Source organism: Campylobacter sp. JMF_15 NE4 (genome assembly GCF_027737645.1).
In the GTDB taxonomy this organism is placed as follows: domain Bacteria; phylum Campylobacterota; class Campylobacteria; order Campylobacterales; family Campylobacteraceae; genus Campylobacter_B.
Window position 1 is genome coordinate 261,533 of sequence record NZ_JAOVTY010000001.1, and the last position, 26,240, is coordinate 287,772.

Annotated in this window: 31 protein-coding genes; 16 read left to right on the top strand and 15 right to left on the bottom strand. The window is 40.7% G+C overall.

Annotated elements, in window-relative coordinates; translation table 11 throughout:
• Positions 1-5 precede the first annotated feature (5 nt).
• Positions 6-266 (top strand): 30S ribosomal protein S18, encoded by a 261-nt coding sequence (gene rpsR, locus OFN98_RS01395; protein WP_270859103.1) that lies wholly within the window; start codon positions 6-8, stop codon positions 264-266.
• A 45-nt stretch (positions 267-311) separates the two neighbouring features.
• Here rpsR and OFN98_RS01400 read toward each other — a convergent pair whose 3' ends face one another.
• Genes OFN98_RS01400 through hemW form a run of 5 tightly spaced genes read right to left on the bottom strand, consistent with a single transcriptional unit; the run spans position 312 to position 4,779 of the window.
• Complete coding sequence (locus tag OFN98_RS01400; RefSeq protein ID WP_270859102.1) at positions 312-1,361, bottom strand: hypothetical protein; 1,050 nt, start codon at positions 1,359-1,361, stop codon at positions 312-314.
• On the bottom strand, positions 1,358-2,374 hold the full coding sequence (gene queA / locus OFN98_RS01405; protein WP_270874839.1) for a tRNA preQ1(34) S-adenosylmethionine ribosyltransferase-isomerase QueA: 1,017 nt from the start codon (positions 2,372-2,374) through the stop codon (positions 1,358-1,360). The genes OFN98_RS01400 and queA overlap by 4 nt, the downstream gene beginning before the upstream one ends.
• Positions 2,374-3,159, bottom strand: coding sequence for a twin-arginine translocase subunit TatC (gene tatC / locus OFN98_RS01410; protein WP_270871982.1), 786 nt, complete (start codon positions 3,157-3,159; stop codon positions 2,374-2,376). Before tatC ends, queA begins: the two co-directional genes overlap by 1 nt.
• A 3-nt stretch (positions 3,160-3,162) precedes the next feature.
• On the bottom strand, positions 3,163-3,663 hold the full coding sequence (gene tatB / locus OFN98_RS01415) for a Sec-independent protein translocase protein TatB (protein WP_442868106.1): 501 nt from the start codon (positions 3,661-3,663) through the stop codon (positions 3,163-3,165).
• Between the two features lie 57 nt (positions 3,664-3,720).
• A complete protein-coding gene (gene hemW, locus OFN98_RS01420; protein ID WP_270874838.1) occupies positions 3,721-4,779 on the bottom strand; it encodes a radical SAM family heme chaperone HemW in 1,059 nt (352 codons plus the stop codon).
• 113 nt (positions 4,780-4,892) lie between these two features.
• On the opposite strand from hemW, the gene OFN98_RS01425 reads away from it, so the two are divergent.
• The 8 genes from OFN98_RS01425 to OFN98_RS01460 all read left to right on the top strand — a co-directional run bounded on the left by OFN98_RS01425 (position 4,893) and on the right by OFN98_RS01460 (position 12,149).
• Positions 4,893-5,357, top strand: coding sequence for an RNA pyrophosphohydrolase (locus OFN98_RS01425; protein ID WP_270859098.1), 465 nt, complete (start codon positions 4,893-4,895; stop codon positions 5,355-5,357).
• Entirely contained in the window at positions 5,357-6,562 is a 1,206-nt protein-coding gene (locus OFN98_RS01430; protein WP_270861890.1) for an aspartate kinase, read from the top strand. The genes OFN98_RS01425 and OFN98_RS01430 overlap by 1 nt, the downstream gene beginning before the upstream one ends.
• Positions 6,562-7,095 carry a HobA family DNA replication regulator gene (locus OFN98_RS01435; RefSeq protein WP_270874837.1) on the top strand — a complete coding sequence of 178 codons (534 nt, stop codon included), beginning with the start codon at positions 6,562-6,564 and terminating at the stop codon, positions 7,093-7,095. Before OFN98_RS01430 ends, OFN98_RS01435 begins: the two co-directional genes overlap by 1 nt.
• Positions 7,092-7,709 carry a DNA polymerase III subunit delta' gene (locus OFN98_RS01440; protein WP_270874836.1) on the top strand — a complete coding sequence of 206 codons (618 nt, stop codon included), beginning with the start codon at positions 7,092-7,094 and terminating at the stop codon, positions 7,707-7,709. The genes OFN98_RS01435 and OFN98_RS01440 overlap by 4 nt, the downstream gene beginning before the upstream one ends.
• Positions 7,709-8,845, top strand: a complete 1,137-nt coding sequence (gene folP, locus OFN98_RS01445) for a dihydropteroate synthase (RefSeq protein WP_270874835.1) — start codon at positions 7,709-7,711, stop codon at positions 8,843-8,845. Before OFN98_RS01440 ends, folP begins: the two co-directional genes overlap by 1 nt.
• 74 nt (positions 8,846-8,919) lie before the next feature.
• Complete coding sequence (locus OFN98_RS01450; RefSeq protein ID WP_270874834.1) at positions 8,920-9,861, top strand: TAXI family TRAP transporter solute-binding subunit; 942 nt, start codon at positions 8,920-8,922, stop codon at positions 9,859-9,861.
• Positions 9,862-9,869: 8 nt separating this feature from the next.
• A complete protein-coding gene (locus OFN98_RS01455) occupies positions 9,870-11,909 on the top strand; it encodes a TRAP transporter permease (protein ID WP_270874833.1) in 2,040 nt (679 codons plus the stop codon).
• A complete protein-coding gene (locus tag OFN98_RS01460; protein WP_270869658.1) occupies positions 11,910-12,149 on the top strand; it encodes a hypothetical protein in 240 nt (79 codons plus the stop codon). It begins immediately after the preceding gene.
• Between the two features lie 74 nt (positions 12,150-12,223).
• On the opposite strand, the gene OFN98_RS01465 is transcribed toward OFN98_RS01460, so the two are convergent.
• Positions 12,224-13,411 carry an ammonia-forming cytochrome c nitrite reductase subunit c552 gene (locus OFN98_RS01465; RefSeq protein WP_270874832.1) on the bottom strand — a complete coding sequence of 396 codons (1,188 nt, stop codon included), beginning with the start codon at positions 13,409-13,411 and terminating at the stop codon, positions 12,224-12,226.
• A gap of 145 nt (positions 13,412-13,556) precedes the next feature.
• On the opposite strand from OFN98_RS01465, the gene OFN98_RS01470 reads away from it, so the two are divergent.
• From OFN98_RS01470 to OFN98_RS01495, 6 genes are all read left to right on the top strand, one after another.
• Positions 13,557-13,940 (top strand): CidA/LrgA family protein, encoded by a 384-nt coding sequence (locus OFN98_RS01470; RefSeq protein WP_270861882.1) that lies wholly within the window; start codon positions 13,557-13,559, stop codon positions 13,938-13,940.
• Positions 13,937-14,629 (top strand): LrgB family protein, encoded by a 693-nt coding sequence (locus tag OFN98_RS01475; RefSeq protein WP_270866138.1) that lies wholly within the window; start codon positions 13,937-13,939, stop codon positions 14,627-14,629. Before OFN98_RS01470 ends, OFN98_RS01475 begins: the two co-directional genes overlap by 4 nt.
• Positions 14,630-14,638: 9 nt before the next feature.
• Positions 14,639-15,214: a cytidylate kinase-like family protein gene (locus tag OFN98_RS01480; protein WP_270859087.1), complete on the top strand. Its 576-nt coding sequence runs from the start codon at positions 14,639-14,641 to the stop codon at positions 15,212-15,214.
• Between the two features lie 217 nt (positions 15,215-15,431).
• Positions 15,432-15,845 (top strand): TonB-system energizer ExbB, encoded by a 414-nt coding sequence (exbB, locus tag OFN98_RS01485; RefSeq protein WP_270859086.1) that lies wholly within the window; start codon positions 15,432-15,434, stop codon positions 15,843-15,845.
• A gap of 1 nt (position 15,846) precedes the next feature.
• Positions 15,847-16,230, top strand: a complete 384-nt coding sequence (exbD, locus tag OFN98_RS01490; RefSeq protein WP_270866139.1) for a TonB system transport protein ExbD — start codon at positions 15,847-15,849, stop codon at positions 16,228-16,230.
• Positions 16,223-17,029 (top strand): energy transducer TonB, encoded by an 807-nt coding sequence (locus OFN98_RS01495; RefSeq protein ID WP_270874831.1) that lies wholly within the window; start codon positions 16,223-16,225, stop codon positions 17,027-17,029. The genes exbD and OFN98_RS01495 overlap by 8 nt, the downstream gene beginning before the upstream one ends.
• A 293-nt stretch (positions 17,030-17,322) precedes the next feature.
• On the opposite strand, the gene OFN98_RS01500 is transcribed toward OFN98_RS01495, so the two are convergent.
• The 9 genes from OFN98_RS01500 to glmU all read right to left on the bottom strand — a co-directional run bounded on the left by OFN98_RS01500 (position 17,323) and on the right by glmU (position 25,129).
• Positions 17,323-18,138, bottom strand: a complete 816-nt coding sequence (locus OFN98_RS01500; protein ID WP_270864538.1) for a hypothetical protein — start codon at positions 18,136-18,138, stop codon at positions 17,323-17,325.
• A gap of 92 nt (positions 18,139-18,230) precedes the next feature.
• Entirely contained in the window at positions 18,231-18,932 is a 702-nt protein-coding gene (gene truA / locus OFN98_RS01505) for a tRNA pseudouridine(38-40) synthase TruA (RefSeq protein WP_270864537.1), read from the bottom strand.
• Between the two features lies 1 nt (position 18,933).
• Entirely contained in the window at positions 18,934-19,965 is a 1,032-nt protein-coding gene (locus tag OFN98_RS01510) for an LptF/LptG family permease (protein WP_270874830.1), read from the bottom strand.
• The gene (locus OFN98_RS01515; RefSeq protein ID WP_270864535.1) at positions 19,958-20,710 is read right to left on the bottom strand and encodes a prepilin peptidase; all 753 of its coding nucleotides are present in this window, start codon (positions 20,708-20,710) and stop codon (positions 19,958-19,960) included. The genes OFN98_RS01510 and OFN98_RS01515 overlap by 8 nt, the downstream gene beginning before the upstream one ends.
• 109 nt (positions 20,711-20,819) lie before the next feature.
• The gene (locus tag OFN98_RS01520) at positions 20,820-21,839 is read right to left on the bottom strand and encodes an acyltransferase (protein ID WP_333720402.1); all 1,020 of its coding nucleotides are present in this window, start codon (positions 21,837-21,839) and stop codon (positions 20,820-20,822) included.
• Between the two features lie 5 nt (positions 21,840-21,844).
• The gene (locus OFN98_RS01525; protein WP_270874829.1) at positions 21,845-21,973 is read right to left on the bottom strand and encodes a hypothetical protein; all 129 of its coding nucleotides are present in this window, start codon (positions 21,971-21,973) and stop codon (positions 21,845-21,847) included.
• Positions 21,973-22,650 carry a polyprenyl diphosphate synthase gene (gene uppS, locus OFN98_RS01530; protein ID WP_270874828.1) on the bottom strand — a complete coding sequence of 226 codons (678 nt, stop codon included), beginning with the start codon at positions 22,648-22,650 and terminating at the stop codon, positions 21,973-21,975. The genes OFN98_RS01525 and uppS overlap by 1 nt, the downstream gene beginning before the upstream one ends.
• A gap of 3 nt (positions 22,651-22,653) precedes the next feature.
• Positions 22,654-23,835, bottom strand: a complete 1,182-nt coding sequence (gene coaBC / locus OFN98_RS01535) for a bifunctional phosphopantothenoylcysteine decarboxylase/phosphopantothenate--cysteine ligase CoaBC (protein ID WP_270874827.1) — start codon at positions 23,833-23,835, stop codon at positions 22,654-22,656.
• Positions 23,828-25,129: a bifunctional UDP-N-acetylglucosamine diphosphorylase/glucosamine-1-phosphate N-acetyltransferase GlmU gene (gene glmU / locus OFN98_RS01540; protein ID WP_270874826.1), complete on the bottom strand. Its 1,302-nt coding sequence runs from the start codon at positions 25,127-25,129 to the stop codon at positions 23,828-23,830. The genes coaBC and glmU overlap by 8 nt, the downstream gene beginning before the upstream one ends.
• Before the next feature lie 155 nt (positions 25,130-25,284).
• On the opposite strand from glmU, the gene OFN98_RS01545 reads away from it, so the two are divergent.
• Positions 25,285-26,142, top strand: a complete 858-nt coding sequence (locus OFN98_RS01545) for an EamA family transporter (RefSeq protein WP_270872831.1) — start codon at positions 25,285-25,287, stop codon at positions 26,140-26,142.
• Positions 26,143-26,240: the final 98 nt, after the last annotated feature.

Genomic DNA, 26,240 nt, shown 5'->3' on the forward strand with positions numbered 1-26,240 from the left:
AAACAATGGCAGAAAAAAGAAAATATAGCAGAAAATATTGCAGATTTACAGAGGCTAAAATCGAATTTATCGATTACAAAGACACAGGGTTACTAAAATATTGCCTTTCAGAGCGTTTTAAAATCATGCCAAGACGCCTAACTGGCACTAGCAAAAAATACCAAGAGATGGTTGAGAAAGCAATCAAACGCGCTCGCCAAGCAGCTCTTATCCCTTATGTCGTAGATCACAACGAAGTCGTTACAAACCCATTTGAAAATCTATAATTTTTCTTAGGCTAGGATTTTTCCTAGCCTATTTTTTTCTCTTTTTTACTCTACTTTCAAAAAGTCTTTATCAATTTTAAGCTGTTTGACTAAATCTAAAATAGCGTAAATTTCATCGTGGAAATACGGCATATCCAGCTTGAAAAAGTTAAATTTCAAATCATTTAGTGCTTTTTGCGAATTTGCATTTTTGCGCAAAAATACGAAATGTGCCTCTTCCTTGTCGATTAAATTTAAATAAGCAATGGCAGTTGAGTCTGTGCGCAAAATCTCGCTATCAATTAGCACGATATCGGCCTTGTAAATGCGGTCTGCTAGGTGTGTTTTGAGATTTTCCCAGGTGTTGTTTGGCACTACATTACAACCCGTGCTATCTAAAAAATCCTTCAAATCATCGAAAATTTCTTTATCTTTGTGCGCGATTAAAATTTGATAATTGTATTTTTTGCTTCTAAGTCTGTTTTCTTGCTCCAAATACGAGCATTGAGCATGCAATTTGATATGGGTTCCGCCATTATCGTTGCTTAGCTCCGCGATTTTGCCGACATCGCCTATGCTTTGTTTGGCTTTGGAAATGTATGGGTCGTTTATGACTTTACCGCTTATGAGGGCAGTTTTTAGGTTGTGGATATATGTGGTGCGGATCTCTTTTTTGACGCTGATATCGACTAAGAGTTGCATCCTTGATAGTCCTGGCTTATCATCTCGCACGGAAAATACGATTTTGATTAGGGTAGGGTCTTTGACATTTTGCAAGAAAAATAGGCAGATATGGTAAATCGCATTTGAGAGATTTATCACATATCCGTCATAATATCGTGGCGCGTCTGGCGGGAATTTGATAAAGACTGAGCTATCGTATCTGCTACACTCTTCGAATAAAATTTCGCTTTGAAATTTAAGCGGTTTTAAGATATCGACTTGATTTATCGGGATAATTTTCTTTTTTACAGGTTTTATTTCGACCGGCTCTTTTTTAGGGAAAATATCGCCCTTATACGCCCTGCGCCTAAGTGCCTTGCGAAATACGATTCTATACACCAAAACTAATGCCAAAAGCCCTAAAATCCCAAGTAACGCGTAATCTTTAATCATAGTATTATCATCCCGTCGCCATAAGAATAAAATCTATATTTTTGCTCCACTGCTTCGCGGTAAATTTCAAGGGTCTTTTCAAGGCCGATGAAGCTAGCAACCAGCATAATTAAAGTAGATTTTGGTAAGTGAAAATTTGTAAGCAGATAATTTTGCCTAATAGGCGGATTATTTGGGTGCAAAAACAGCTCGCAAGCCCCACATCTCGCGCCATTTCGTGCGAAATTTTCCACAGTTCTAGTAACCGTGGTGCCTACACCTAAAATTTTTTTATCGCTTTTTAAAATACCAGCCGTATCTTGCGCAATGCTGTAAAATTCGGAGTGCATTTTATGCTCTCTTAAATCCCTTGCCTCAACCGGCTTAAATGTCCCAGCACCCACATGCAGGGTAATGTAGTAAATCCCGTGATTGGCTCTAAGCGCGCGTAGCATTTCCTCGCTAAAATGCAGGCTCGCAGTCGGAGCCGCCACAGCCCCAGCCTCGCGCGCGAAAATGCTTTGATACCAGCTCTCATCGTCTTTGGTGTCTTCGCGCTTGATATATGGTGGTAGCGGGACATGGCCGATTTCATCGGTAAGGGCGAAAATTTCGTGTGTGCCAAGCGCCCGATTATCACGGCTAAACTCCACCACTCTAAGCCCGTCTTCACAGCACTCTACGACCCGTGCGCGCAAATTTTTATCAAAGATTAGCTCACTACCTACACTTACTCGCCCTCTGATATATGCGCTAAATTTATTATCATTTAACGGCGAATTTAGCAAAAGTTCAATCTTGCCACCGCTTGATTTAGCCCCGAAAATTCGCGCTTTTATGACCTTGGTATCGTTAAAGATAATCTCGCAAGGTGGCAAAATTTCAGCCAAATCGCCAAATTTAAGGTGTGAAATTTTATTTTTTTCTCTCTCATAAACCAAAAGCCTTGCGCTCTCTTTTGGCATTAGCGGGGCGTTTGCGATTAAATTTGGTGGCAGGTGGTAATCATAGCTATCTACTAAATTTAGATCCATTACGCCTCTTTTACTGCGCCTTGTGCGCTTTTCTCACTCTCTTCGTCCTCGTCTGCCTCGTCCTCATCATCATCGGCTTTGTATGGATTTACCATTTTTGCGATGAGGATTGAAAGGGCGTAAAGCACGATTAACGGGCCAGCTAGCATGAATTGGCTCAAAACATCAGGTGGTGTCATAATCGCGGCAAAAACGAAGATTATAACGATCGCAAAGCGGAAAAAACTAGTCAAGCTTTTGTTTGTGATAAGCCCTAGTTTGGCTAGGAAAAATGTAACTACTGGAAGCTCAAAACTAATGCCAAAAGCCACAACTAATTTTGTAAAAAACCCGACATATTCGCCGATTTTAAGCATAGCAGAGTATGCCTCGCCACCGAAATTTATCAAAAAGTTAAAAGCTACTGGAATTACGAAATAATAACAAAACGCAGCCCCTAAAAAAAACATCACACTAGCGCTTAGCACAAATGGAATTACATATTTTTTTTCGTTATCATACAGCCCTGGGGCGACGAAAAGCCACGCTTGCCAGAAAATTATCGGCATAGAGAGCAAAAGCGAGGTAAAAAACGAAACCTTCATTGCTGTAAAAAAGGTTTCGCCAAGTTGGGTGAATACGACTTTGCCGTCATCTGGAAGGACTTTGACGAGTGGGGCTTTCATAAAATCTAAGATTATTTCCCAATAATTAAAGCATACGACAAACATAAGAATTACCGTGATTACGCAGATAACTAGGCGTTTGCGAAGCTCGGCAAGGTGTGGTTTTAACTCTTCGAACATATTTTACTCTTTTGAATTTTGTGTTGGATTTGAATTTTGCGCCTGCGGGTGCGCGTCCGACTGCGCTTGCGGTTGCTCCTGCGCCGAATTTGGCGTAGAATTTTGCGCTAAATTTTGCGTAGAATTTTGCTTAGAATTTAGCGAATTTTCCGCTTCATTTAGCGTGGTACTAACAGAGCTTTCTATATCGCTAAGCCCTGCATTTAGCGTATCTTTGACAGAATTTAGCCCGCTTTTTATCTCGTCAAGCTCTTCGAAGGTAAGCTTTTTGCGCATGGTTTCTGTGGTTTTGCTAATGCTTTCTTTGTATTTTTTGGCGTCCTCTTTGAGTTCGGCTATGCGGACTTCTTGGTCGAAAGTGGCCTTTGCATCGTTGATTGATTTTTTGATGACTTTGAAGTATTTTGCAATCTCAACTAGCGCACTAGGGAGCTTTTCAGGGCCTAGGGCGATGACTGCGACGATTAAAATTATCGTAATTTCAGGGAAACTGATACCAAACATTAAAATTCCTAAACAAAAAGATTGCGTATTTTAGCTAAAACTTCATTAATCTTAAATTTAATGCTCGCTCACAAATAGGGCGATTTCGTCGGCTAGCAAGAAATTTGGATTATAAAAAACGCCGTTTTTGAAATCCAACTTGCCCTCTGCGCTTAAAATTTGGGCGTTTTTAAGCTCTCTTTCGCGCAAAATTTCGCCCCTCACGCCCAAAAACGAGCGAAATCCAAGGAAAATTTTCTCCAAAATTTTATCCTCTAAGCTTAAATTTTCCACGCTTTTTGCAAGCGGATTTTGTATGTATTCCTCGATACTACCTGCGCCGCTGTATCGCACAAATCCGCTCGTGCCCACAGCGTGCGCGCCAAATCCAGCGTAATCCTCGCCACTCCAATACGCCACATTGTGCGCGCACAGCTTGCCATTTTTGGCGAAATTTGAAATTTCGTATTGCGTAAAGCCAAGCTCGCTAGCTTTTTTAAAGAAAAATTTAGCCAAATTTTCATCATCTTTGGCAAACTCTGCGCGCCCAAAAAATGGCGTGCCAGGCTCTAAGGTAAGGGCGTATGCGCTTAGATGCGTTACCTTCGCGCGCGCAAACTGCGCAAGCTCAAATTCTAAATTTTGCTTATCATCAAATTTGCTAGCGTAAATCAAATCCAAATTTATATTTGAAATTCCCGCGTTTTTGGCGTTATCCACGGCTTCGAAAATCTCGCTAGCCCCGTGTGCGCGACCTAGAAATTTGAGTTTTTCATCATTGAAACTTTGCGCGCCAAAACTTATGCGATTTACGCCAAATTTTCGCATTTGCTCTATCCATTTGGGCTTGGCAGAATTTGGGTTTGCCTCGGTTGTAATCTCAGCGTTTGGGGCGAAATTTGGCGAGAGTTTTTCAAAAATCTTTTCATAATACTGCGCCGAAATCGAACTTGGCGTGCCACCGCCGATAAAAAGGGTTGAAATTTTGAAATTTTTATTTTTTTTAATGAAAATTGAAATTTCATAGTTCAGCGCGTCAAAGTAGTTTTTGGCTAATTTAAATGCGTCCATGCGTGAGCCAAATGCGCAATACGGGCACTTTGAAGTGCAAAACGGAATATGAATATAAATATGCAAAATTTCTTCCTAGCCAAATTTAAAGGGCGAAATTTAGCAAAAATTCTTTGAATTTTAGCCAAATTTATACCTATTTTCGCTAATATTTTGCAAATTTTTTTCAAAGAGCTAATATGGAGAAAAATTACAGACCAAATGTCGCAGCTATCGTGCTTGCGCCTTCGTATCCGTTTAGTTGTGATGTGCTTATCGCCCAGCGCAGTGATATACGCGGGGCTTGGCAGTTTCCCCAAGGCGGTATCGACAAGGGCGAGACGCCAAAAATGGCGATTTTACGCGAGTTAAAAGAAGAGATAGGCACAGATGATGTCGATATCATAGCTGAGTGTCCGCAGTGGCACAGCTACGATTTTCCGGAGGCTGTGGCGCAAAAAATGCGCCCATGGGACGGGCAAATGCAAAAGTATTTTTTACTAAGATTAAAAAGCCTAAAAGGGCTTGATATCAAAACGCATAAGCCTGAATTTGATGATTTTAAATTTGTAAATGCAAATCAAGTTTTAAAGCATGTAAATCACTTCAAAAAGCCGATTTATGCGCTTGTTTTAAAATATTTTAAAGAGGAGGGATACCTTTAATGCTTATAGTTCAAAAATACGGTGGCACTAGCGTAGGCACATTAGAGCGCATAGAAGCGGTTGTCGAGCGCGTGATAAAGACTAAAAACGAAGGCCATGATTTAGTCGTAGTTGTATCTGCGATGAGTGGCGTTACAAATAGATTGGTCGAGTATGGAGAGTATTTTACAAAAGATCTAAACACTCGCGAAATGGATATGATGCTAAGTGCTGGCGAGAGGGTTACTAGCGCACTTTTAGCCCTTGCGCTAAATGCAAAAGGCTACCCTGCGGTGGCGTTTTCTGGCAGACAGGCTGGTATCGTAACCGATACAATGCACACCAAAGCTCGCATTAGCTTTATCGATCCGACTAATATGAATAAAGCCATAAAAGAGGGCAAAATCGTCGTAGTAGCGGGATTTCAAGGCATTACCGAAGAGGGCGATATCACTACTCTTGGCAGAGGTGGAAGCGATCTATCTGCTGTGGCGATAGCTGGGGCGATAAACGCTGATACATGCGAAATTTACACAGATGTCGATGGAGTATATACGACCGATCCGCGCATTGAACCAAAGGCGAAAAAGCTCGATAAAATCAGCTATGAAGAGATGTTAGAGCTAGCTAGCATGGGAGCTAAGGTTTTGCAAAATCGTAGCGTAGAGTTAGCCAAAAAGCTTAAAGTAAATTTGGTAACTAGAAGTAGTTTTAATAACAACCAAGGAACACTAATAACAGGAGAAGAAAATATGGAAGACGCAGTAATCAGCGGAATAGCATTAGATAGAAATCAAGCAAGAATCACAATCAGAGGCGTAGATGATAGACCGGGCGTTGCGGCTGAGATTTTTTCGTCTTTGGCGCAAAAAGAGATAAATGTAGATATGATAGTCCAAAATATCGGCATTGACGGAGCGACAAATTTAGGCTTTACGATTCCACAAAACGAAATGGAACCAGCCCTAGAAATCATGCGTTCAGTAATTTCTAATCCAAAATGCGTAATCGAAAGCGATAATGAGGTCGTAAAGGTCTCAATCGTGGGCGTGGGTATGAAAAGCCACAGCGGTATCGCTTCGCTAGCGTTTCGCACACTAGCTGCTGAGGGTATCAATATCCAAATGATCTCAACTAGCGAGATTAAAATTTCGATGATTGTGGCTGAAAAATACGGCGAGCTAGCAGTTAGAGCCTTGCATAAAGCATATAATTTGGATAAATAATGCAAGATTTATACACTTGGAGTGCTAAAACTCTGCAAAACGAGCGAGATATGGAGTGGCTCGAAAATCGCAAAGAGCATTGGATACCGCTATTGGCGACAAAAATGCGTCTGCTATATAGCGGGTATTCGTTTGTGGTAATGTGCGATGATGAGAGAAGGTGGTTTGGCGAATATATCGTCAGCAAGATAAACGATAGCAAAAACACCAGACCGCTTCTGCCATTTTTCGAGTTTTCATCGCTTTATAATCAAGAGATTACCTCCCAAGAACAGGTCGCTTTGGTAAATGATATGCTCTCGCTCTCATTTAGCAACGGCTTTATTTATTTTTACATAGGCAGAGGCGATCATACTTACGCCAAAATAGCCAAAAGCCACGAGGACAGCTATTTGTGGCTCATCGACGAGGCGTTGCCAAATAGCTTTCAGCTAAGCGAAAACGATGAGAGCCTAGATATCAAACTGCTTCAACTCTTTAAAATTTTAAACAAAAGTATCGACGCGGTGCTTTTTGGCGAAGTTGTGCTTTGAAACTCATTAACCAAATTTTCCTAACAAACGATTATGCGGGTTTTAAAGCAAAAATTCTATCTGAATTTTCCCCTAAAAATTTGCGCTTTTTCGAAAGCGATGAGCTCAAAATCGACGAAGCTAGGAAGATAATCGACGAAGCCTATATCGCCGAGGTAGAAAACAAAATCATCGTAATTAGCGCGGTTAAATTTCGCGACGAGGCGCAAAACGCGCTTTTAAAAATCCTAGAAGAGCCACCGCGAAATACGATTTTCTTTCTCGTTGCGCCCTCGATTACGCTTTTATTGCCGACGATTAGATCTAGGCTAATGGTGCAAAATTTGCTTGGCGAGAAAAAGCGCGAGCGCACGGGGCTAAATTTGCGAAAAATCGATTTGAGGCAGATTGATGCGTTTATTAACGAGTGCATAAATAAAGAACGCGTCGGCTCGCTCGATAAATTTGCCCTAAAATCGCTTGTCATGCAACTTGTCATCGAGTGCTTCGAAGCTGGGATAAAATTTAGCGCTAGCGAGCTAGAACACATAAACAAGCTCGTCTATCTCGTCGAACACAACGCCAAATCCCACGCTGTATTGCCACCGCTATTTTTGATAATCAAAGGCAAATAATGAAAATTTTTAAAATTTCAAATAGTGCCGATTTTATGGCGCTTTGCGCGCGCATTAATTGCACAAAAGAGGGTGCGAAAATCATGCGCAAAAAATCAAATTTGAACTTTTTTTATATCAAAGATTTACGCACCCCTGCGGCAAATATCTTAAAGCAAGATGCCCTTAGCATAGGCGCAGAGCTCGTAACGGCTGAGCATGTGATCACAGGCGGGGCAAACTCAGACGCGCTTTTGATTGCAAACGATAAGCAGGTTGAAATTCTCTCAAAAAAAGAGAAGGCGCAGGATTTTGGGCTAAAAAATTTGGCGCAGTTTTTGGGGCAAAATTTCAAAAAACCCAAAATTTGCGAGATTATGGGGGTTTTAAATCTAAATTTCGATAGTTTCAATCCCGCTTCTCGCACCCAAAATTTAACCGAAGCAATCGCAAAAATCGAAAAGATGATTGAAGATGGAGCCGATTATATCGACATTGGCGGGGTTAGCTCGAAGCCAGGTAGCGTGTATTGTGGCGGGAAGGAAGAGTTTGCGCGCATAAATGGCGTAATAAGCGAAATTTATAGGCAAAATTTACACAAAAAGGTCAAATTTAGCCTTGATAGTTTTGATGAATACTGCGCCCGTTTCGCGCTAGATCACGGATTTAGCCTTATAAACGACATTAGCGCAAATTTAAATTTAATCAGTGTTATCAAAAATTACGGCGCGAAATACTGCCTAATGCACATGCAAAACTCGCCCCAAAATATGCAAAACTCGCCACATTACGATGATTTGCTAGGCGAGATTGATGAGTTTTTCGCGCGAAATTTGGCGCAAATCGTCCAGCTTGGCGTGGAAGATGTGATTTTGGATGTGGGGATTGGCTTTGGCAAAACGGCTGAGCAAAATTTGATTTTAATCAAAAATTTAGAGCATTTTTTGCACCACGAAAAACCGCTTTTGGTGGGGGCTAGCAGAAAAAGCGTGATTGATTTTTATCACAAATCAAGCGTAGAAGAGAGATTGCCTGGGTCTTTGTATTTGCATTTGCTGGCTGCACAAAATGGCGCAAGTATCATCAGGGTGCATGATGTGAAAGAACACAGGCAAATGCTGGATTTAAAATCTGCTTATGATAAAATTTTGTTGTGAAAATGGCTAAATTTTATTAGAATTTTATCCAAATTTAGCAATACTTATCAGCTTAAATTTCACAAGGAGGGAATATGAGAAAAATTTGTGTTGGTGTCGCTGCGTTAGCGATGTTTGCAAGTAGTTTGAGTGCGAAAGAATTTATCAATATCGGCACAGGTGGAATGACAGGGACTTACTATCCTGTGGGCACTGCGATTTGTCGCCTTGTAAATACCGATAAAAATTTTAAATGCTCAGTTCAATCCACAGGCGGATCGACATATAATGTCAATAATGTCCTTAAAAAAGAGCTAAATTTCGGCTTCGTTCAAAGCGATGTCGTTTATGACAAATACAATGGCAAAGGCAAATTCGAGGGCGAGCCAAATCCAAAACTTCGCTCAGTTATTTCGATTTATCCTGAGCTTTTGGCGTTTGTAGTCGCACGCGATAGCGGAATCAAGGCTTATGCTGACATAGATGGCAAAAAGATAAATTTAGGAAATCCGGGTAGCGGAAACGAAGTAACAAGCACCTTGATTTTTAATGAATACGGCATTGATTTAGCTAAAATGGCGCAACGAAGCGTGCTAACCGTGCAAGAGTGCCCAATGGCGCTAAAAGATAAGAAAATCGACGGATATTTCTTTATGGTTGGACACCCGACTGCAAATATCATCGATGTAGCGACATCTATGCCGGTTGATTTGGTCAGTATCGATGAAGCCACAGCTGATAAAATCGTAGAAAAATACCCATATTTCGCAAAAGGCGTGATTCCAAAAGGGCTTTATGAGGGGATTGATTACGATACTACGACGATTGGCGTAAAGGCTGTGTTAGTCGCTGATGAGAGCGAGAGCGATACAGCTGTAAGAGCAATCGTAAAGGCTATTTTAGATAATTTTGACGAGTATAAACAGCTTCACCCTGCGCTAAATTTGGTTAGCAAAGAATCCCTAATCGAAGGTCTTAGTGCACCACTTCACCCAGCGGCTGAGGCGGTATTTAAAGAAGCTGGAATTTTAAAATAAGGCAGTAGATGAAAAAAGACGAGCAGGTATTAGAGGTAAAAAGTAGAGAATTTTCGTCGAAAAAGCTATTTTGGCTTGTTACGCTAGTGTGCTTCGCGTGGGCTGTTTTTCAGCTTTATATCGCGTATTTTCCGATAAATGGCACGCGCGCTAGATCTATCCACTTAGGATTTGCGATTTTTATCATTTTCGCTCTTTTTCCTGCTCGTTCGCACTCTAAGGCGCATTTTTACATACCATTTTATGATTATATTTTGCTGGCTGTGGGGACATTTGCGATACTTTATCCTGCGATTGATTTTTACGGGATTGCGCAAAGACCAGGCGATTATTTGCAAAGAGATGTGGTAATTGCGTTTTTAGGAATTTTTGTTTTATTCGAAGCTGGGCGCCGTATGATGGGTCTAGCACTTCCGATAATTGCATTTTTGTTTTTGCTGTATTGCTATTTTGGGCAGTATATGCCAGATGTCATCGCGCACCGCGGCGCAAGTATCGAAAAGCTAGCCGGCCACATGTTTCTTACCACAGAGGGCGTTTTTGGCGTGCCTGTGGGAGTTAGCACAAATTATATTTATCTATTTGTGCTTTTTGGTTCGCTTTTAGAGCGCGCTGGTGCGGGGCAGTATTTCATAAATGTAGCGTTTGCGCTTTTGGGTAGATTTCGTGGCGGACCAGCCAAAGCTAGCGTTATTGCTAGTGGGCTAACTGGCATGGTTAGCGGAAGCTCGACTGCAAATGTCGTTACCGTGGGAACCTTTACGATTCCGCTTATGAAAAAAGCAGGTCTTAGCCCAGTCAAAGCAGGCGCAATCGAGGTCGCAGCTGGCGTAAATGGCCAACTCATGCCTCCTATCATGGGTGCGGCTGCTTTTATCATTGCTCAGTTTTTGGGTATGGAATACACGCACATTATGATTGCTGCGCTAATTCCTGCGTTTGCGTGCTATGCGGGGCTATTTTTTATCGTGCATTTGGAGAGCTGTAAGCTAGGGCTTAAAGGAAATTCAAACTACAAAAGAGTTTCAAAACTAAAACTAATTTTGAGCGGAATTCACTTTTTAATCCCGATTATGGTGCTTTTATACACACTTTTGATTTTGAAGCAAAGTGCCTTTGCAGCGGCATTTAATGCGATTGGTGTGCTATTTATCATAATGGTTTTGCAAGAGCCGGTTCGCAAACTAATCTACAAAGAGCAAATTTTAAGGCAAGATTTTATCCAAGGTTTTAGCGATATTTTTTGGGCTATGGTCGCAGCGTCGAAAAATATGGTAACAGTCGCAGTCGCCACTGCGTTAGCTGGTGTCATCATCGGCTCTATTTCGCTAACTGGTCTAGGGGCTGTGCTATCTGATCTAGTCGAGGCTGTGGCTGGGGATAATATTTTGCTGATTTTGCTAATGACGGCGATAATGAGCTTGATTTTAGGTATGGGGCTTCCGACTACGGCGAATTATATCGTGGTTTCTAGCCTAATTGCGCCTGTGATTTTGATTTTGGCTGGTAGAAATGATTTGCTTGTGCCTGCGATTGCGGTGCATTTGTTTGTGTTTTATTTCGGAATTTTAGCCGATGATACTCCGCCTGTGGGAATTGCGGCGTATGCCGCCGCAGGTATTGCAAAGGCAAACCCTGTAATCGTGGGCGTGCAGGGATTTATTTATGATTTGCGAACAGCGATTTTGCCGTTTGCGTTTTTTTTCAACAACAAACTTCTTTTAATCGAGTCAATCACCACCCCAATGGATCCAAAGGGCATTACATGGATCTCAGATCCCGCCCAAATCGCGCTTATTTTTACTAGCGCGCTCATTGGTATGTTTGCATTTAGCTCCGTGCTTCAAGGCTGGTTTGTAAAAAAATGCAACGCCTTAGAGCGTGCATTGCTACTATGCGTCGTGCCGCTAATGCTCGTGCCAAATATGTGCGTGAGATATTTCGATTTCATCAGTAGTGAATATATCTGCTACGGGGCTGCTTTGGCGATTTATGTGGGGATTTTTATTAAGCAGTGGTTCGCAAAACCAGAGGGCGAGCAAGCTTAAATGCAAAATTTCAAATGGCAAATTTCAAAGCAGTTAAAAACTGCAATGAGGCAGAAAAATATCGATAATTTTAGCCTTGTTGATTTGGTTGGGGCCCTCTACGACGAGGCGCACCCAGGTCATAGCGAGGATATGAGAGCGGAGGTGTTTGCCATACTCGATGAATATAATCCAAATTTAGATATCGAAATTTTTGATATGGTGTGCAGGGCTTTGGGTATAAAAATCACACTCGGATAAATTTGATATTTTTGTGAATTTTAAAATTTAAAAATGGGGTCAAATTTGACCCCATTGTGCTTTTTAAAGCAGAGTTAGAAAGTTATTTCTATGATTTCATAAGGCTTAGTGAAGCTTTCGTCCTTGACTTCGAGCAGGTTTTGAAGCTGTGGCGCTAGGACATAATAGACGATTTTGACATCGACAGTGTAGGTGTTTTGTGGCATAGTTACGCTAAATTCTCTGCTCTCCCCAGCGTTTAATCTTGTATCTTCCTTCAAAGTTTTTGCGGCATACGATAGGGTTTCATCGCCTTTGCTGTCTGTATAAATCGCACGAAGCGCGCCTAAATTTTGCGTTGATAAAATTTTGCCAAGCCTGTCTTTGAATCTAACATGCACTTCAACCGAACGCCCGCTAAATCCTGTCGGAACCTTGTGAGTGGTTAAATTTTTTAAATTTATCACCGCTTTGTCGCCGCCTAAGCGATTAAATCTAAGCTCAATCGCCTCTTTTAGGATATCTGAATTGCGCGCGCCGTTGAAAAAGTGAGATCTGATATCTCTGATAACCGCGCCCTCCCTAGGTGCGCCAGGGGCGATGATTTTTTTGCTCGATTTGCCCATGTGGCAATCCACGCAAAGTTTGGCGTTTTGCACGCCTGCGCCCTCAGCCTGCGTATTATAAATCGAAAGCTTAGATTTGCCGCCTTGTCCTTGGTGGCAAGAGTTGCAAAGCTCGTCGTTGTTTTGGAAAAAATCTCGTTTTTGGCTTTGGTGATACAGCGCGTCAGCCTCGCTCACATCGTATGGACCGGTTACATAATCCTCGCTCCACGAGAAGCTTTTGTATCCAGAGATACTCGGATCGCTTTGGTCTGGTTTGATTTTATCGACATTGTGGCAAATGTAGCACGAAATGCCGTTTTTGACATCTTCGCTTTTGGTAAATTCTTTGACCTTTGACTTTTCGTCCAAATCAAGCGACAGTGCCACGCTCATCGATACATCTAGCTCTTTGATTTTCATTTTTGCGTTGTGGCATTGACCGCATGATAGCGTTAGACTCTCTTCTAAATTTCCCGTTTCTTTGGCGATTAATGAAATTGATTTTTTGTAAAGTTCGTTAGAATCCTCATGCGATAGCGCGTGTAGGGATTTGACCCAAGCTTCATGCACATCGCTGTGGCAGGTGGCACAGACATTTGGATCAGCGAAATCAGCCTCGGCGGCAAACAAAAATGAGAAACCTAGTCCCAAAAGCCCTAAAAATTTAAACCTCATAATCTCCCTCCAAATCGAAATTTGGGCTATTCTAGCAAAAGAATTCTTAAAATTTTATATTAGTCAAATTACACTTTTTAGATAAATTTAATATTTTATTTATCCGAATTGCGCTAAATTTCGACGAATTTTTGGAGGTTGAAATTTGAAATTTTTAGAGCAATTTAGCATTATTTTAGGAATTTCTCTGTGCGCTGAAATTTTATCCAAACTTATCCCGCTTAGCATACCGGCTAGTATTTATGGGCTGATACTTATGCTTTTGGCTTTGATTTTTAGGGTGGTTAAAATCTCGCAAATCAGGGAGAGTGCATCGTTTTTCATGCAGATAATGCCTGTGATTTTTATCCCGGCAGGGGCTGCTATCATCGTAGCTGGCGATGTTTTGATGGCGAATTTTTGGGCGATAATCGTGATTGTGGTGATTTCTACGATTTTGGTAATGGGTGCTAGCGGATTTGTAACGCAGATTTATTACGAAAAAACGCTAGAAAAAGAGCGCAAAAAGCTCTACGAGGACGAAAAATGAGAGAGATACTTATAAATTCGGCGTTTTTTGGCGTTTTTTTGTGTTTGATTTCGTTTCAGGCTGGAATTTATCTGAAAAAACGCTTCAAACTAGCGATTTTCAACCCGCTTTTGGTGGGGACGATTTTGACGGTTTTGACGCTGGTGATAGTGGATATCCCATACGATAAATTTAACGCCAGCGCCGCGCATGTGAGCTTTTTTCTCACGCCGATTACGGTGTGTTTGGCGGTGCCATTATACGAGCAACTCTCGCTCTTGCGCAAAAATTTTGTCGCGATTTTTGCAGGGCTGTTTTCGGGCGTGCTGGCTGGGACTTGCAGTATTTACGCGCTGGCTTTGATTTTTGGCATAGACCATGCGCTCTATGTAACACTGCTACCCAAATCCGTAACTGCGCCCATTGGCATGGGTATTAGCGAGAGTTTGGGCGGAATCGTAAATTTGACCATGGCGTGCATAATAGCAACAGGGATTTTGGGAAATATATTTGGAGAGGCGATTTTAAGGCTATTTCGCATAAAAAAATCCGTAGCAAAGGGGATTGCGCTTGGGTGCGCAAGCCATGCTATGGGAACAGCAAAAGCCCTTGAAATCGGAGATATCGAGGGCGCAATGGCGTCTTTGGCGATGGCTGTAACTGGGCTTTTTACCGTGGTCGGGGCCAGTATTTTTGCAAACTTTATTTAAGGAAATTTTATGGTAATCACAATCGCTAGACAAACGGGGGCAGGTGGGCGCGAACTAGCCCAAAAATTGGCAGCTAGGCTGGGATATACTTACCTCGAAAAGGCCGATTTGCTCAAACGAGCTGATTCTTTGGGGTGCTTTGAGATGATGTATGAATTCTACAACGAAATGCCCATAAATATGCTCTTGCATGCCATTTCGCACAATGAAATCGCAAACGAAGAGAAGCGCGAACGCATAGCCAAAATTTATCGCCAAATCGCACATGACGGAAATATCATAATTTTGGGGCGTTGCGCTGGGTATTTTTTGCGCAGTAGGGGGGATTTGCTGCGTGTGTTTTTGCGCGCTGAGGACGAATTTAAACTCGCTCGCCTTGCTAGCGAAACCAAGGGCGATGTCAGGGAATTTATGGAAAACTCAGACTCTGGCAGAGCGAGCTTTCATAGGTATTACACGAACGAAATTTGGGGCGCGTCGCAAAACTATGATATCTGCATAAACACATCGTTTTGCGGTGTCGATGGCGCGGCGCAAATCGTGGAAAATTTGATTAAATTTAAAGAAAATTTGAGCGATAAATGATTTAAATTTTCAAAACTTACAGCGCGTAGTATAAAATTTTATACAATCAATTTTGAGAGAATTTATTAAAAATTTTGCTTTCAAAATTGATTGATATTGATAAAAGTTATTGACTTATATTCTAAATTTCGTTAAAATACCCAGATTTTTCGCTATTTTCAAAATCACTGTATTTTTGATAAGCAAAATTTACAAATTTTATCCACGGGGGAAATTTATGGATTTTCTAAAAGACTATATTGATTATATAATTATTTCTATTTTGGTTTTTATGAGCTTTTTGGTCGTTTGGTTTAGCATAGAGCGGGTGCTGTTTTACAGAAGAGTATCGCCAAAAGACTACAAAAGCAAGGCGCTGTATGAAGAGGCGCTGAGCAAAAATCTCACTGCGCTTTATATTGTGTATTCTAACGCCCCGTATATCGGGCTTTTGGGCACTGTGGCTGGCATTATGATTACATTTTATGACATGGGCGCTAGTGCCAATATCGACGCAAAGGCTATTATGCAAGGCCTCTCTCTCGCGCTTAAAGCCACTGCGTTGGGGCTTTTGGTCGCTGTGCCTACGCTGATGATTTATAACTGCTTTTTGCGCAAAGTCGATGTCATGCTCAATCGCTACGAGGGCTAAAATGCGACTACCTAGGAAAGAGGGGCTAAATATCGTCCCATTTATCGATATTATGCTGGTTTTGCTAGCGATTACGCTTAGCGTTTCGACTTTCATCGCCCAGGGCCTTATCAAGGTCGATTTGCCAAGTGCCAAAAGCGCGCAAAGCCCAAGCGAAGAGAAGAAAATCACCATTAAAATCGACGAGCACTCGCAAATTTTCATCGATGATATCGCCGTAGATAGCGAGGCTTTGAAGTCAAATTTAGAGCATTTGCAAAAGCATGATTTGATTGTTTTAGAAAATGATAAAAACTCCAAATTCGAGGCTTTCGTCATCGTAATGGACGCCCTAAAAGAGCTAAATCACGAAAATTTCGCAATTGTGACGAAAAAAGATGAATAGCGCAATCGGATTTTTTACTTCGCTCGTTTTGCATATTGCCTTGCTTTGCTACGCTTTTGCGAATTTCAGGGCGCCAAATTTGATGCAAGATGAAGCTCTAAGCGTGATTAGAATTGATAGTTTCGTTGCTTCGGCAGATGAAGTATCTATAAATGATGAAAATTTAGCTGAGCAAAATTCACAGCCTGAGCCTGCCTCAGAGCCTGCCCCAGAGCCTATGCCTGCGCCAGAACCTGCCCCTGCGCCTGAACCAGAGCCTGAACCCGAGCCTACGCCTGAGCCTGAGCCAGAGCCTACGCCAGAGCCAGAGCCAGAGCCTATGCCAGAGCCTACGCCTGAACCGCTCCCTAAACCTGAGCCAAAACCAAAACCAAAACCAAAAAAAATCGCAAAAGAAAAGGCTGTAAAAAAGAATTTCGATAGCAACAAAACTAGCTCAAATTTGCCAAATTTAACCCAAACTAATGCTAGCGCAGGCGCACCAAAAGCGGGCATGGCAAACATACAAGGCAATGCCAAGAGCGATAATATCGGTGGCGTGATACAAAAAATCATCGCAGCCTACGCGCAAAAAAACTACCCAAAAAGCGCGAAAATGCGTAAGCAAACCGGTGTGGTAAAGGCGGAGTTTTCGTATTTGCCCGGTGGCGCGGTGCAGGGCGCAAAGATCACAGCTAGCTCTGGTGTGGAGGCGCTCGATGAGGCTGTTTTGAAGGCGATAGAGCGCACGAAATCGAAATTCCCGCCCACGACAAGCGCGCGAACTTTTGTCGTAAATGTGCGTTTTGTGCTGAAATAAATTTCAAAATTTTGCAAATTTAGCGATTTTAAATTTTAAATTTGTAGATTGCCGCGCTCGTTTCACTCGCTCGCAATGACAGATTAAGGAAAATTTGCCAGCCATTGTCATTGCGAGCTTTCGCAGAAAGCGAAACAATCTACGAGATTAAATTACGATTTGGTTTTTTAGTAAAGCTTTGCAAAGCAAAGAAGCTTTATTTAAATGATTATTAAATTATTTTATCTTTTTTTTGTGGGCAAGGACGCCACCCTACGATACTCATAGTTCTCTCCTTTAAAAAAAATTTGTTATTAAAATACTTTGTAACTTTTTGGTAAATTATCAATATTTATATTTTTTTGTAAAAAATATTTTTTTACTTCCTTATAAATTTCATCGTTATATAAATAAATCATAAAATATCTACCTGAAACCGGGGTAGCATACATAGATACAGTAAAGACTTCATTTGATATTCTTATAAAAGGTAATGCCGTAAAACATTTTAAATTTTTATTTATAAATAAGTAAAAGATGAATTTAAACATCAAATTTGAAAGATAGAGCAAAATAAAAGGCAACAGCAATTTACCGCCACCTACAATTAATAAAATGATTGCTATAAAATACACGATTATATGAAAGGTCTCTGTTTTAACACAAGAATTAGAAAAAAATGTTCTGCCTAATTCATCTTCTACAATTTTACATTTTCTTTTTAATTTTCCATAATCATAAAATTCGATATGATGATTTGTAAATTTAATTTTATGATTTTTAAATTTGAATTTTTGCAAAATCGCAACAATAACAATATAACCTATTGGTATCAAACTTAACCAAAGCAACTCTTGTGGCACTTTACCCCAACGCAATTCGTTGAGTATTCCAGCAAATATTCCAGCAAAAACGAAAGATGAAATCCATAGCGTTAGCACAAAAAATTCTTCATAACTTTGTATAATGAGCGGCTCTTTATCATAATCCCTAAAATTTGGATCGGTTTGTTTTTTATTTTCTAGCCATTGTTGATATTTAGCTTCTTTTTCTTTTGCTTGTTGAATTTTCATTTCGGCTTTTTTAGTCATTTGCTCTGCTTTTTCTCGCATTATTTTTTCATTATCCAAATTTAATCCTTTTTATAAAATCCCAGTCAGTATCTGTGATACTGAATTTATCAAATTTTACAAATTCAACCCCGCTTAATCAAATGTAAAATTTAGTAAATCACATTTGCAAGATAAAGTCCATTTGGTGGGGCTGGTATGCGGGTGAGGGCGTGGGAGAGGTCTATGGGGCGATTTGATTTGAGTGAGGCAAGGGCGTTTGCTAGCATTAATCGCACTTGCGCGCGCAAAAAGCCGTTTGCGACGAAATTTACCACGCTGAGATTTCCATGCGAATACGCACGCGCTACGAAAATTTCACGAACCGGGCTTTTTATCTCGCTTCCAACCTTCATAAACTCGCTAAAATCGTGCTCGCCGATAAATTTCGCAAGAATTAAATTTAGCTTTTCGGTGTCAAATTTGGGCATAAAAATTTGAAAATCGCTTAGAAATGGGTTAAATTCGCCGTGGTTGATGATGTATCGATACGCCCTAGCTTTGGCGCTGTATCTTGGGTGAAATTCATCGCTTACCACGCGCAGGTCGCGCACGAAAATATATGGCGCGCAGTGGCGATTGATGAGCTCTTTAAGGCGCGGTAGGCTTTGGTAGAGTTCGCATTTTACGGTGCTTGTTTGGCGCAGGGCATGCACGCCCTTGTCGGTGCGAGAGCTAGTGGTGAGCGCGCCAAAAATCCCGACTCTGCCTAGCGCGATTTTGAGCGCGTCCTCGACACTACGACCATGTGGCTGGGACTGCGAGCCACAAAATCGCGCGCCGTTATAAGCGTAGGTAAGAAGTAAATTTTGCATTTTAATATCGCGGTTTGATTTTGAAGTTATAATAAATCCAAGATAGGATAAATGTCAGCGCAAATGTCACGCTAATGGCGATTTGTGGGCGTTTGGCTAGTATCATAATCAGTGCAAAATAGCTAAAAAGCACCCCGAAAATCCCAGCGTAAATAAAGCCCTTTTCGTAGCGGTAAGTTACGATTCCAAAGCTTAGCGCAAAAAGCACGCTTGCTAGCGGAAATAGCGAAACAAGCACATAAATGCTGAAATCTTTTTTGCGTTTGTCGTTTTTGCGCATTTCGCGCCAGTATCCTAGCACATCGCTCCCTGTGCGGATATTGCTCTTAGAAAGTGTGCGTATGATAAGCTCGTCAAACTCAGTAATATGCCACTCGTCGCTATCCACGGTGTAGATTTTGCCATCATGCAAAAGTGCGGAAAAACTTTGATTTTCGCTTACAAACTCGCCTTTTTTGGCGATGATTATGCGCTCATCTTCGCCACCTTTGCCGTGGTTGTAAAATACTAAATTTTTATAAATTTTGCCGTTTTCGCCCTCGTCTTCGCCCTCGATGAAAACCATCCACTCTGAAAATTTCTGCCCAAATTCGCTAGCTTTGATATTTAGCGTGGCGCTGACTTTTTTGTAGTCGATGAAATTGTCTTTGAGATTTTCGGCGATTGGCATCATCACAAGCGAAATAAAGAGCAAAAGAACCGAAAAAATCGCCGCAATCACGCCGAAAAACACAGCGATTTTGCGCGTAACATAGCCGATAGTAAAAAGCACGATTGTTTCGTTTTCTTTCGAAAGGCGGAAAAGCGCCATGCTAAGGGCGACAAAAAAGGCAATCGGCACGGTGAAAATGAGAATTCGCGGTAGCATGAAAAGGTAGAGTTTGATTAGCTCTATCAAATTTATCTCGATAAAAGAGGTAATGCGCGCAATCTGCAAGAAAAACACAATCGACATAATGATAAAAAGCGTGCTAAATAGCGACGCAAACGAGCTTATGAAGTTGCTAAATAGGTATTTTTGAACTCTATCCATAAATCATTTCCAAAAGCTCTAAAATTTGAGCTTTGAATAAAATCGTAAGCAAAAGTCCAGCTGACAAAAATGGCACAAACGGCAGTTCGTAGCCTTTTTTGTTGGCGATTGCGTATGCTGGCAGGGTCAAAATCGCGCCGATATAAATCGCGATACCGCCTAGCTTCCAGCCCAAAATCGCGCCTATGATTATGGCGATAAAAATATCGGCTGAGCCCATGGCTTCGCGTTTTAAGACCTTTGTGATGATTAAGCGAAGCGCGAAAAACGCTAGCCCATACCCAGCGGCTGGATACAGCAAGCTAATGTCAAAATCATAAAGCAAAGGATAGACTAAGCTAAGTGCGGTAGCTGTGAAAAGCAGGCTATCTGGCACTGCTTTGAACTCGAAATCGATTGCCGAAAGTGCTAGCAAAAGTATGAAAAGTAGCGCTAAAATGGCGGCTTTGATGATATCTGGCTCACAGATATACGCGCACAGCGCTAGCGCGCCAGCTAGAAACTCCACGATTGGATAGCGGATAGAGATTTTTTCCTTGCAAAATGCGCATTTTCCGCCCAAAAACAGCCATGAAAACAGTGGGACATTGTGGTAAAATTTCAGCGGAGTGCCGCATTTAGGGCAGTGCGAAGCAGGGAAGTTGATACTCTCGCCACGCGGAAGCCTGTGGATTAAGACATTGCTAAACGAGCCGACACAGATGCCAAAAAGGGCGAAAATCGCCATGTAAAGGTAGTATTCCATAAAAATCCATTATTAAATTGATAAATTTTGCAAACGGCTATTTTACAATTTTTTGGCTAAATTTTGGGCAAATTCGGGAGTGAATTTGCAAATTTAGGCTTAAAATTTTTTAGACCACTTTGCGTAAAATCGGAATTTTTGAGAGTATAAAGGCTAAGAACGCTGAAATTATAAAAACACTAACACTTAAAAGCGGAACCATTATGATAGGATTTAGTGTAAGTGCATCTATGCCAAGTCTAAAAACAATCAAATGTAAAACAATAAAATGAAGAAGATAAATTCCAAAACTAATACTAGATAAAAAAGAAATTCTGTTATAAAACATGGTATTTACACTTGGTTTTGAAAATTTACTTTTGACAAATAAAAAAAGCCCAAAAGCAATAAACATAGTATGCAATACCTTATTTGCATTATTGATTTTTAAACCAACATTAAATTTATATACACAAAACGAATTTAATACGGCAAAAAAACATGAAATAATAGCCAATAAATAAATTTTCTTTTTTGCTTTATCTGAAACTTCAAATTTAGAAAAATAATATCCTGCCAAAAAAAAGATTAAAAAACCACTAAATTCTGGAATATATTTTCTTAAATACAAAGGATGTTCGACAATAGCAACGGTTATGAAACTCATAAAATCATAACCACAAGAACAAATAGCAAAAACTATAAGTAAAAATTCAAAATCTTTTTTGGTTAAATTTCGTACCAAAATATGCAAAAAAGGCGCTAAAACATAAAGACCTAGTATAAGATACAAAAACCAAAGATGCGGATATGTATGTTTAAATAAAAAGGAAAAATTATAAGTAAAAAGCATAGGCTCATCATAAATATAAGCATGAAAATATCTATATATAATACTCCAAACAATCAAAGCAATGCTTATTTTTAAAATATTTTTTTTAAAAATTTGTTTAAAATTTTTTCTTATATCCATACTATATCTATTGTAATCAAGCAAAAACATACCACTAACCATAACAAAAATCGGAATACACCAATAAGCTAATGAATTATGAAAAATATCTAAAATAAACCATTCAAATGTAGCTATTGGTGTTCGATAAAAACGAGCAGAAGATACATGAATGCAAATAACAGCAAATGCAGCGATTACTCTTAAAAAATCAGGATAAAAAACCCTTTGCGGTGTGTGTGTGTGTGTGTGTCAGAAACGCCGTGAGTTTGCGAAGTGGTAGAAATTTTTAAATCTTGCAAATTTTGTGCGTTTTTCTCATTTTGTGGCATTATACTCCCCCAAATCTTCGGTTTTTATTTTTAAATTCGCTGATGATTTGTGACAATTCTTCGTTAGAAAACTCAGGCCACAAAGTATCGCTAAAAGCAAGTTCGGCGTAACTTGCCTGCCAAAGCAAAAAATTTGAAATGCGCTTTTCACCACCTGTGCGGATTAGCAAATCCACATCGCCACTGCGCGCAGTATCCAAATGCGCTGAAATTTCGCTCTCGCTAAATTCGCTCCCAGAGCGTGAAATTTCACGACACGTTCGCACGATTTCATCACGCGCGCCGTAATTTATCGCCAAATTTAGATTTAAATTCGCACAATTTTGCGTAAAATTTTGCAAATCATAAATTTTGCTTTTCAAATCATCGCTAAATTTCTCTATATCGCCGACGGCTTTGAAATTTATCCCATTTGCCAAAAAACTCTCTTTTTTATCAACCAAAAATTTCGCCAAAAGTTTCATCAAAAACTCAACTTCACTTTTTGGCCGCTTCCAGTTTTCGGTGCTAAATGCGTAAAGAGTTAAATTTGGGATTTTTTCTTTTATGCAAAATTCGCAGACTCTCTGCACGACCTGCGCGCCCACTTCGTGCCCGCCAGTGCGCAATAGGGCGCGTTTTTTAGCCCAGCGCCCATTGCCGTCCATAATGATTGCTAAATGGTTTAATTGATTCACGATTTAGATTTTTTTAAGCTCGTTTGCCAGTTTTAGCGCGATTTCATCTTTGCTCGCAGTGTCTAGCTCAGTAATAAAATCGTTTGTCAAAAGCGTGATTCTCGTGACATCGCCACCTAGTTTTACCACATCATCTAGCGTATTTAGGCATACTGCGTCGAGATTTTTCTCATCTAGCATGCGTTTTGCTTCGTTTAGTGCGGTCTCTTTGTCGGTTTCTAGCTTGAAGCCGATTTTTTTGATATTTGCATGCACTGAGCTTAGGATATCATCGGTCTTGCCAAGGCGCAGGTTCCATACATCGCCGATTTCTGTCTTTTTGACCTTGCCTTTGTAGCGGACTTTTGGAGTGTAGTCGCTAACAGCTGCTGCCATTATCAGGTATGAGCCATCAGGGAATTTCGTGCTATCAAGGGCTGATTTTAGGCCGATTGTGCTCTCAAAAATCGTAAGTTTATAAGGCAAATTTGGATAATCCACGCTCGAAATCAGCGTTACATTTGCGCCTAGATAATAAAATGCGTCTGCGATTGCCTTTGAGGTTTTTCCGCTAGAAAAATTTGTAATTCCGCGGATATTGTCGATTTTCTCGGTTGTTGGGCCGCCTGTGATGACGACATTTTTGCCTTCCCAAAATTTATCCTTATGGATTGCGCGTTTTACGGTTTGAAGTATCGCCTCTGTGGTGGCTAGGCCGCCTTTGCCCTTTTCGCCACAAGCTAGCATTTTTTCGATTGGATCGACAAACAAGGCTTTGACATTGCTTTTTAAAATTTCAATGCAGTTTTGGGTTATGTTGTTTTCAAGTAGCGCAGGATTGGCTGCTGGTGCGATTACGACCTTGGCTTTGGCGAAGGCTGCGTTTATGGTTTGTAAAAATACATTATCGCAAACTCCCCAAGCAAGCTTGTTTATCGTATTTGCCGTAGCAGGAGCGATTAAGACTAAATCTACTTTTGAGTAGTTTATGTGATTTACCCCTTTTTGCCAGTCTTCGTTGCCGCTGCATAGCACAGGGTGATCGCACAAAGCCTCGAAAGCCTTGTAGCTCACAAACTCGCTCGCGCCCTCGCTAAGTGCGACATAAACATCGAAATTCGCCTTTTTAAGCGCAGAGAGAATTTCAAACGCTTTATAAAAACTAATGCTTCCACAAACTGCTAGTAAAATTTTCTTCTTACTCATTGTTGCTCCTAAAAAATTTATAGAAAAATTCAGCTTTGTTTGTTTGTTTTGATCTAGCTATCGCTAGTGCGCCGTTTGGGACATCTGAGACGATAGTTGAGCCCGCTGCTATGATGACATCATCGCCTATTTTAACTGGGGCTACAAACTGCGTATCAGAGCCGACAAAAACATTTTTGCCGATGATTGTTTTGTATTTTTTCTTGCCATCGTAGTTGCATGTAATCGTGCCACAGCCGATATTCGTGCCTTCATCGATCTCACAGTCTCCAAGATAGCTTAGATGACCTGCTTTTATTTTATTGACTTTGGCATTTTTTAGTTCGACAAAATTTCCAATATGTGTGCCAATCACTTCGCATTTTGGGCGCAAATGTGCCATTGGACCGATATCTGAGTTTGCAACTAGCGAATTTTCGATCACGCTTGAACTTTTGATTATAGAGTTTTCGATCACGCACTCGCCGATTATGCTAACGTTTTCTTGTAATTCGCACTCGCCGATAAATTTTGCCCTACAATCGATATAAATCGTGCTTGGCATGCGCATTAGCACACCAGCCTTCATCAAACGCTCTTTTATGCGATTTTGCATAATTTCCTCAGCTATGCTAAGCGCAAATTTGTCATTTATTCCCATAAAATTTTGCTCATCGACCCATACAGCTTTGCATTTTAAGCCCATATTTTTGGCGATTTGTATGCTATCTGTGAGATAATACTCTTTTTGTGCGTTGTTTGGTGTGATTTGAGGCAGTATTTTTTCTAGCACCTTTGTGTCGAAGCAGTAGCACCCAGCATTAGCGTCGCAAACCAGCTTTTCTTCCTCGCTAGCGTCCTTTTGCTCGACGATTTTTAAAATTTCGCCGTCTTTTGTGATAACCCTGCCATATCCAAATGGATCTTTTGCGCGAAATACGCTTAGGGCGACATCTGCGTCGCTACTGCAAAGCGAGCGCAAATCTGCGCTGTCGATTAGTGGCATATCGCCACACACGATTAGAGTTTTTTGGCTATCAAATTTGATATCTTTTAGCGCGCCTGCGGTGCCAGGGAAGTTTTCGTGGTCTTGTTTGTAAATTTTGGTGTTTGGATACTCGCTCAAAACTGCCTCTTTGACACGATCAAATTGATAGTGCAAAATCACGCTCACATCATCGCTAATCTCATACGCGCGCTCTAAAACATGGCTTAGCATCGACTTTCCGCAAAGCTCAAATAGGACTTTTGGGCGGTCTGACTTCATACGCGTGCCAAAACCAGCGGCTAGAATTACTACTGAAATTTCACTCATAATTTTCCTAAAAAATAAAAATTTAGGGATTTTATCACAGCAAAGATTAATAAAAGATTACTTTTGCGGGCTGAATTTTTAAAATTTATTACTAATAAAATTTTAATTTCAAATTTTATAAAATCCTTAGAATTTTTAAAATTTTGGGGCAAATTTTGACAAAACTTATCATAGTTACATTTATTTGGGCGTTTAGCTTTTCGCTAATTGGCGAGTTTTTACGCGGGATTGATAGCGCGTATTTGGCGCTTTCGCGCGTGGCTTTGGCGTTTGTGTGCTTCGTGCCGTTTATGAAAATTAGGGGTGTAAATTTGCGCCTAGCAGGGCAAATTTGCGCGATTGGCGCAGTGCAAATCGGCATAATGTATATTTTTTATTACAAAAGTTTTGCGTATCTCAAAGTCTATGAAGTCGCGCTTTTTACGATATTTACGCCGTTTTATGTAACGCTGATATATGATGCGTTTGCTAGGCGTTTTCGCTCGCTTTATCTGCTTAGCGTCTCATTTGCGGTTTTGGGGGCGTTTGTGATTAAATTTAATGGCATAAATTCTGAGTTTTTAACTGGATTTTTGTTGATTCAAGGGGCGAATTTGTGCTTTGGCGCAGGTCAGAGCGCGTATAAATACCTCTGCGAAAGCAAGGGCCTTGGCGAGCAAAAAGAGCTTTTTGGCTATTTTTTCCTAGGCGCGGTGATTGCTTGCGCGCTTGTGGCGGCGCTTTTTGGAAACGCAGCGAAATTTAATCCAAACGCAGAGCAGGTCGCAATCATAATTTTTATGGGCGTGGTAAGCTCCGCGCTTTGCTATTTTTTGTGGAACAAAGGTGCTTGCGAAGTCGATGCTGGCGTGCTTGCGATTATGAATAACGCTCTAATCCCAGCCGCGATTATCGTAAATTTAGCCCTTTGGCACAAGGACGCCGAGCTTGGCAAATTCCTAATCGGTAGCGTGATAATCGCATTTTCACTAATCCTGCACAAAAAAATAATGAAATTTTACGCAAAAGCCTAAATTTGGTTAGTTTTGATTAGCTTTTGTAAAATTTAGAGATAGAAATTGTAATTAAAATTTCGCAAAATTTCATTAGGTTTAAATTTGTTCGCTAAAAT

Coding starts and splice junctions, on each gene's coding strand:
- rpsR (WP_270859103.1), top strand. CDS start 6: ATGGCAGAAAAAAGAAAATATAGCAGAAAATATTGCAGATTTACAGAG.
- OFN98_RS01400 (WP_270859102.1), bottom strand. CDS start 1,361: ATGATTAAAGATTACGCGTTACTTGGGATTTTAGGGCTTTTGGCATTA.
- queA (WP_270874839.1), bottom strand. CDS start 2,374: ATGGATCTAAATTTAGTAGATAGCTATGATTACCACCTGCCACCAAAT.
- tatC (WP_270871982.1), bottom strand. CDS start 3,159: ATGTTCGAAGAGTTAAAACCACACCTTGCCGAGCTTCGCAAACGCCTA.
- tatB (WP_442868106.1), bottom strand. CDS start 3,663: ATGTTTGGTATCAGTTTCCCTGAAATTACGATAATTTTAATCGTCGCA.
- OFN98_RS01425 (WP_270859098.1), top strand. CDS start 4,893: ATGGAGAAAAATTACAGACCAAATGTCGCAGCTATCGTGCTTGCGCCT.
- OFN98_RS01430 (WP_270861890.1), top strand. CDS start 5,357: ATGCTTATAGTTCAAAAATACGGTGGCACTAGCGTAGGCACATTAGAG.
- OFN98_RS01435 (WP_270874837.1), top strand. CDS start 6,562: ATGCAAGATTTATACACTTGGAGTGCTAAAACTCTGCAAAACGAGCGA.
- folP (WP_270874835.1), top strand. CDS start 7,709: ATGAAAATTTTTAAAATTTCAAATAGTGCCGATTTTATGGCGCTTTGC.
- OFN98_RS01450 (WP_270874834.1), top strand. CDS start 8,920: ATGAGAAAAATTTGTGTTGGTGTCGCTGCGTTAGCGATGTTTGCAAGT.
- OFN98_RS01455 (WP_270874833.1), top strand. CDS start 9,870: ATGAAAAAAGACGAGCAGGTATTAGAGGTAAAAAGTAGAGAATTTTCG.
- OFN98_RS01460 (WP_270869658.1), top strand. CDS start 11,910: ATGCAAAATTTCAAATGGCAAATTTCAAAGCAGTTAAAAACTGCAATG.
- OFN98_RS01465 (WP_270874832.1), bottom strand. CDS start 13,411: ATGAGGTTTAAATTTTTAGGGCTTTTGGGACTAGGTTTCTCATTTTTG.
- OFN98_RS01475 (WP_270866138.1), top strand. CDS start 13,937: ATGAGAGAGATACTTATAAATTCGGCGTTTTTTGGCGTTTTTTTGTGT.
- OFN98_RS01480 (WP_270859087.1), top strand. CDS start 14,639: ATGGTAATCACAATCGCTAGACAAACGGGGGCAGGTGGGCGCGAACTA.
- exbB (WP_270859086.1), top strand. CDS start 15,432: ATGGATTTTCTAAAAGACTATATTGATTATATAATTATTTCTATTTTG.
- exbD (WP_270866139.1), top strand. CDS start 15,847: ATGCGACTACCTAGGAAAGAGGGGCTAAATATCGTCCCATTTATCGAT.
- OFN98_RS01495 (WP_270874831.1), top strand. CDS start 16,223: ATGAATAGCGCAATCGGATTTTTTACTTCGCTCGTTTTGCATATTGCC.
- truA (WP_270864537.1), bottom strand. CDS start 18,932: ATGCAAAATTTACTTCTTACCTACGCTTATAACGGCGCGCGATTTTGT.
- OFN98_RS01510 (WP_270874830.1), bottom strand. CDS start 19,965: ATGGATAGAGTTCAAAAATACCTATTTAGCAACTTCATAAGCTCGTTT.
- OFN98_RS01515 (WP_270864535.1), bottom strand. CDS start 20,710: ATGGAATACTACCTTTACATGGCGATTTTCGCCCTTTTTGGCATCTGT.
- OFN98_RS01525 (WP_270874829.1), bottom strand. CDS start 21,973: ATGCCACAAAATGAGAAAAACGCACAAAATTTGCAAGATTTAAAAATT.
- coaBC (WP_270874827.1), bottom strand. CDS start 23,835: ATGAGTAAGAAGAAAATTTTACTAGCAGTTTGTGGAAGCATTAGTTTT.
- glmU (WP_270874826.1), bottom strand. CDS start 25,129: ATGAGTGAAATTTCAGTAGTAATTCTAGCCGCTGGTTTTGGCACGCGT.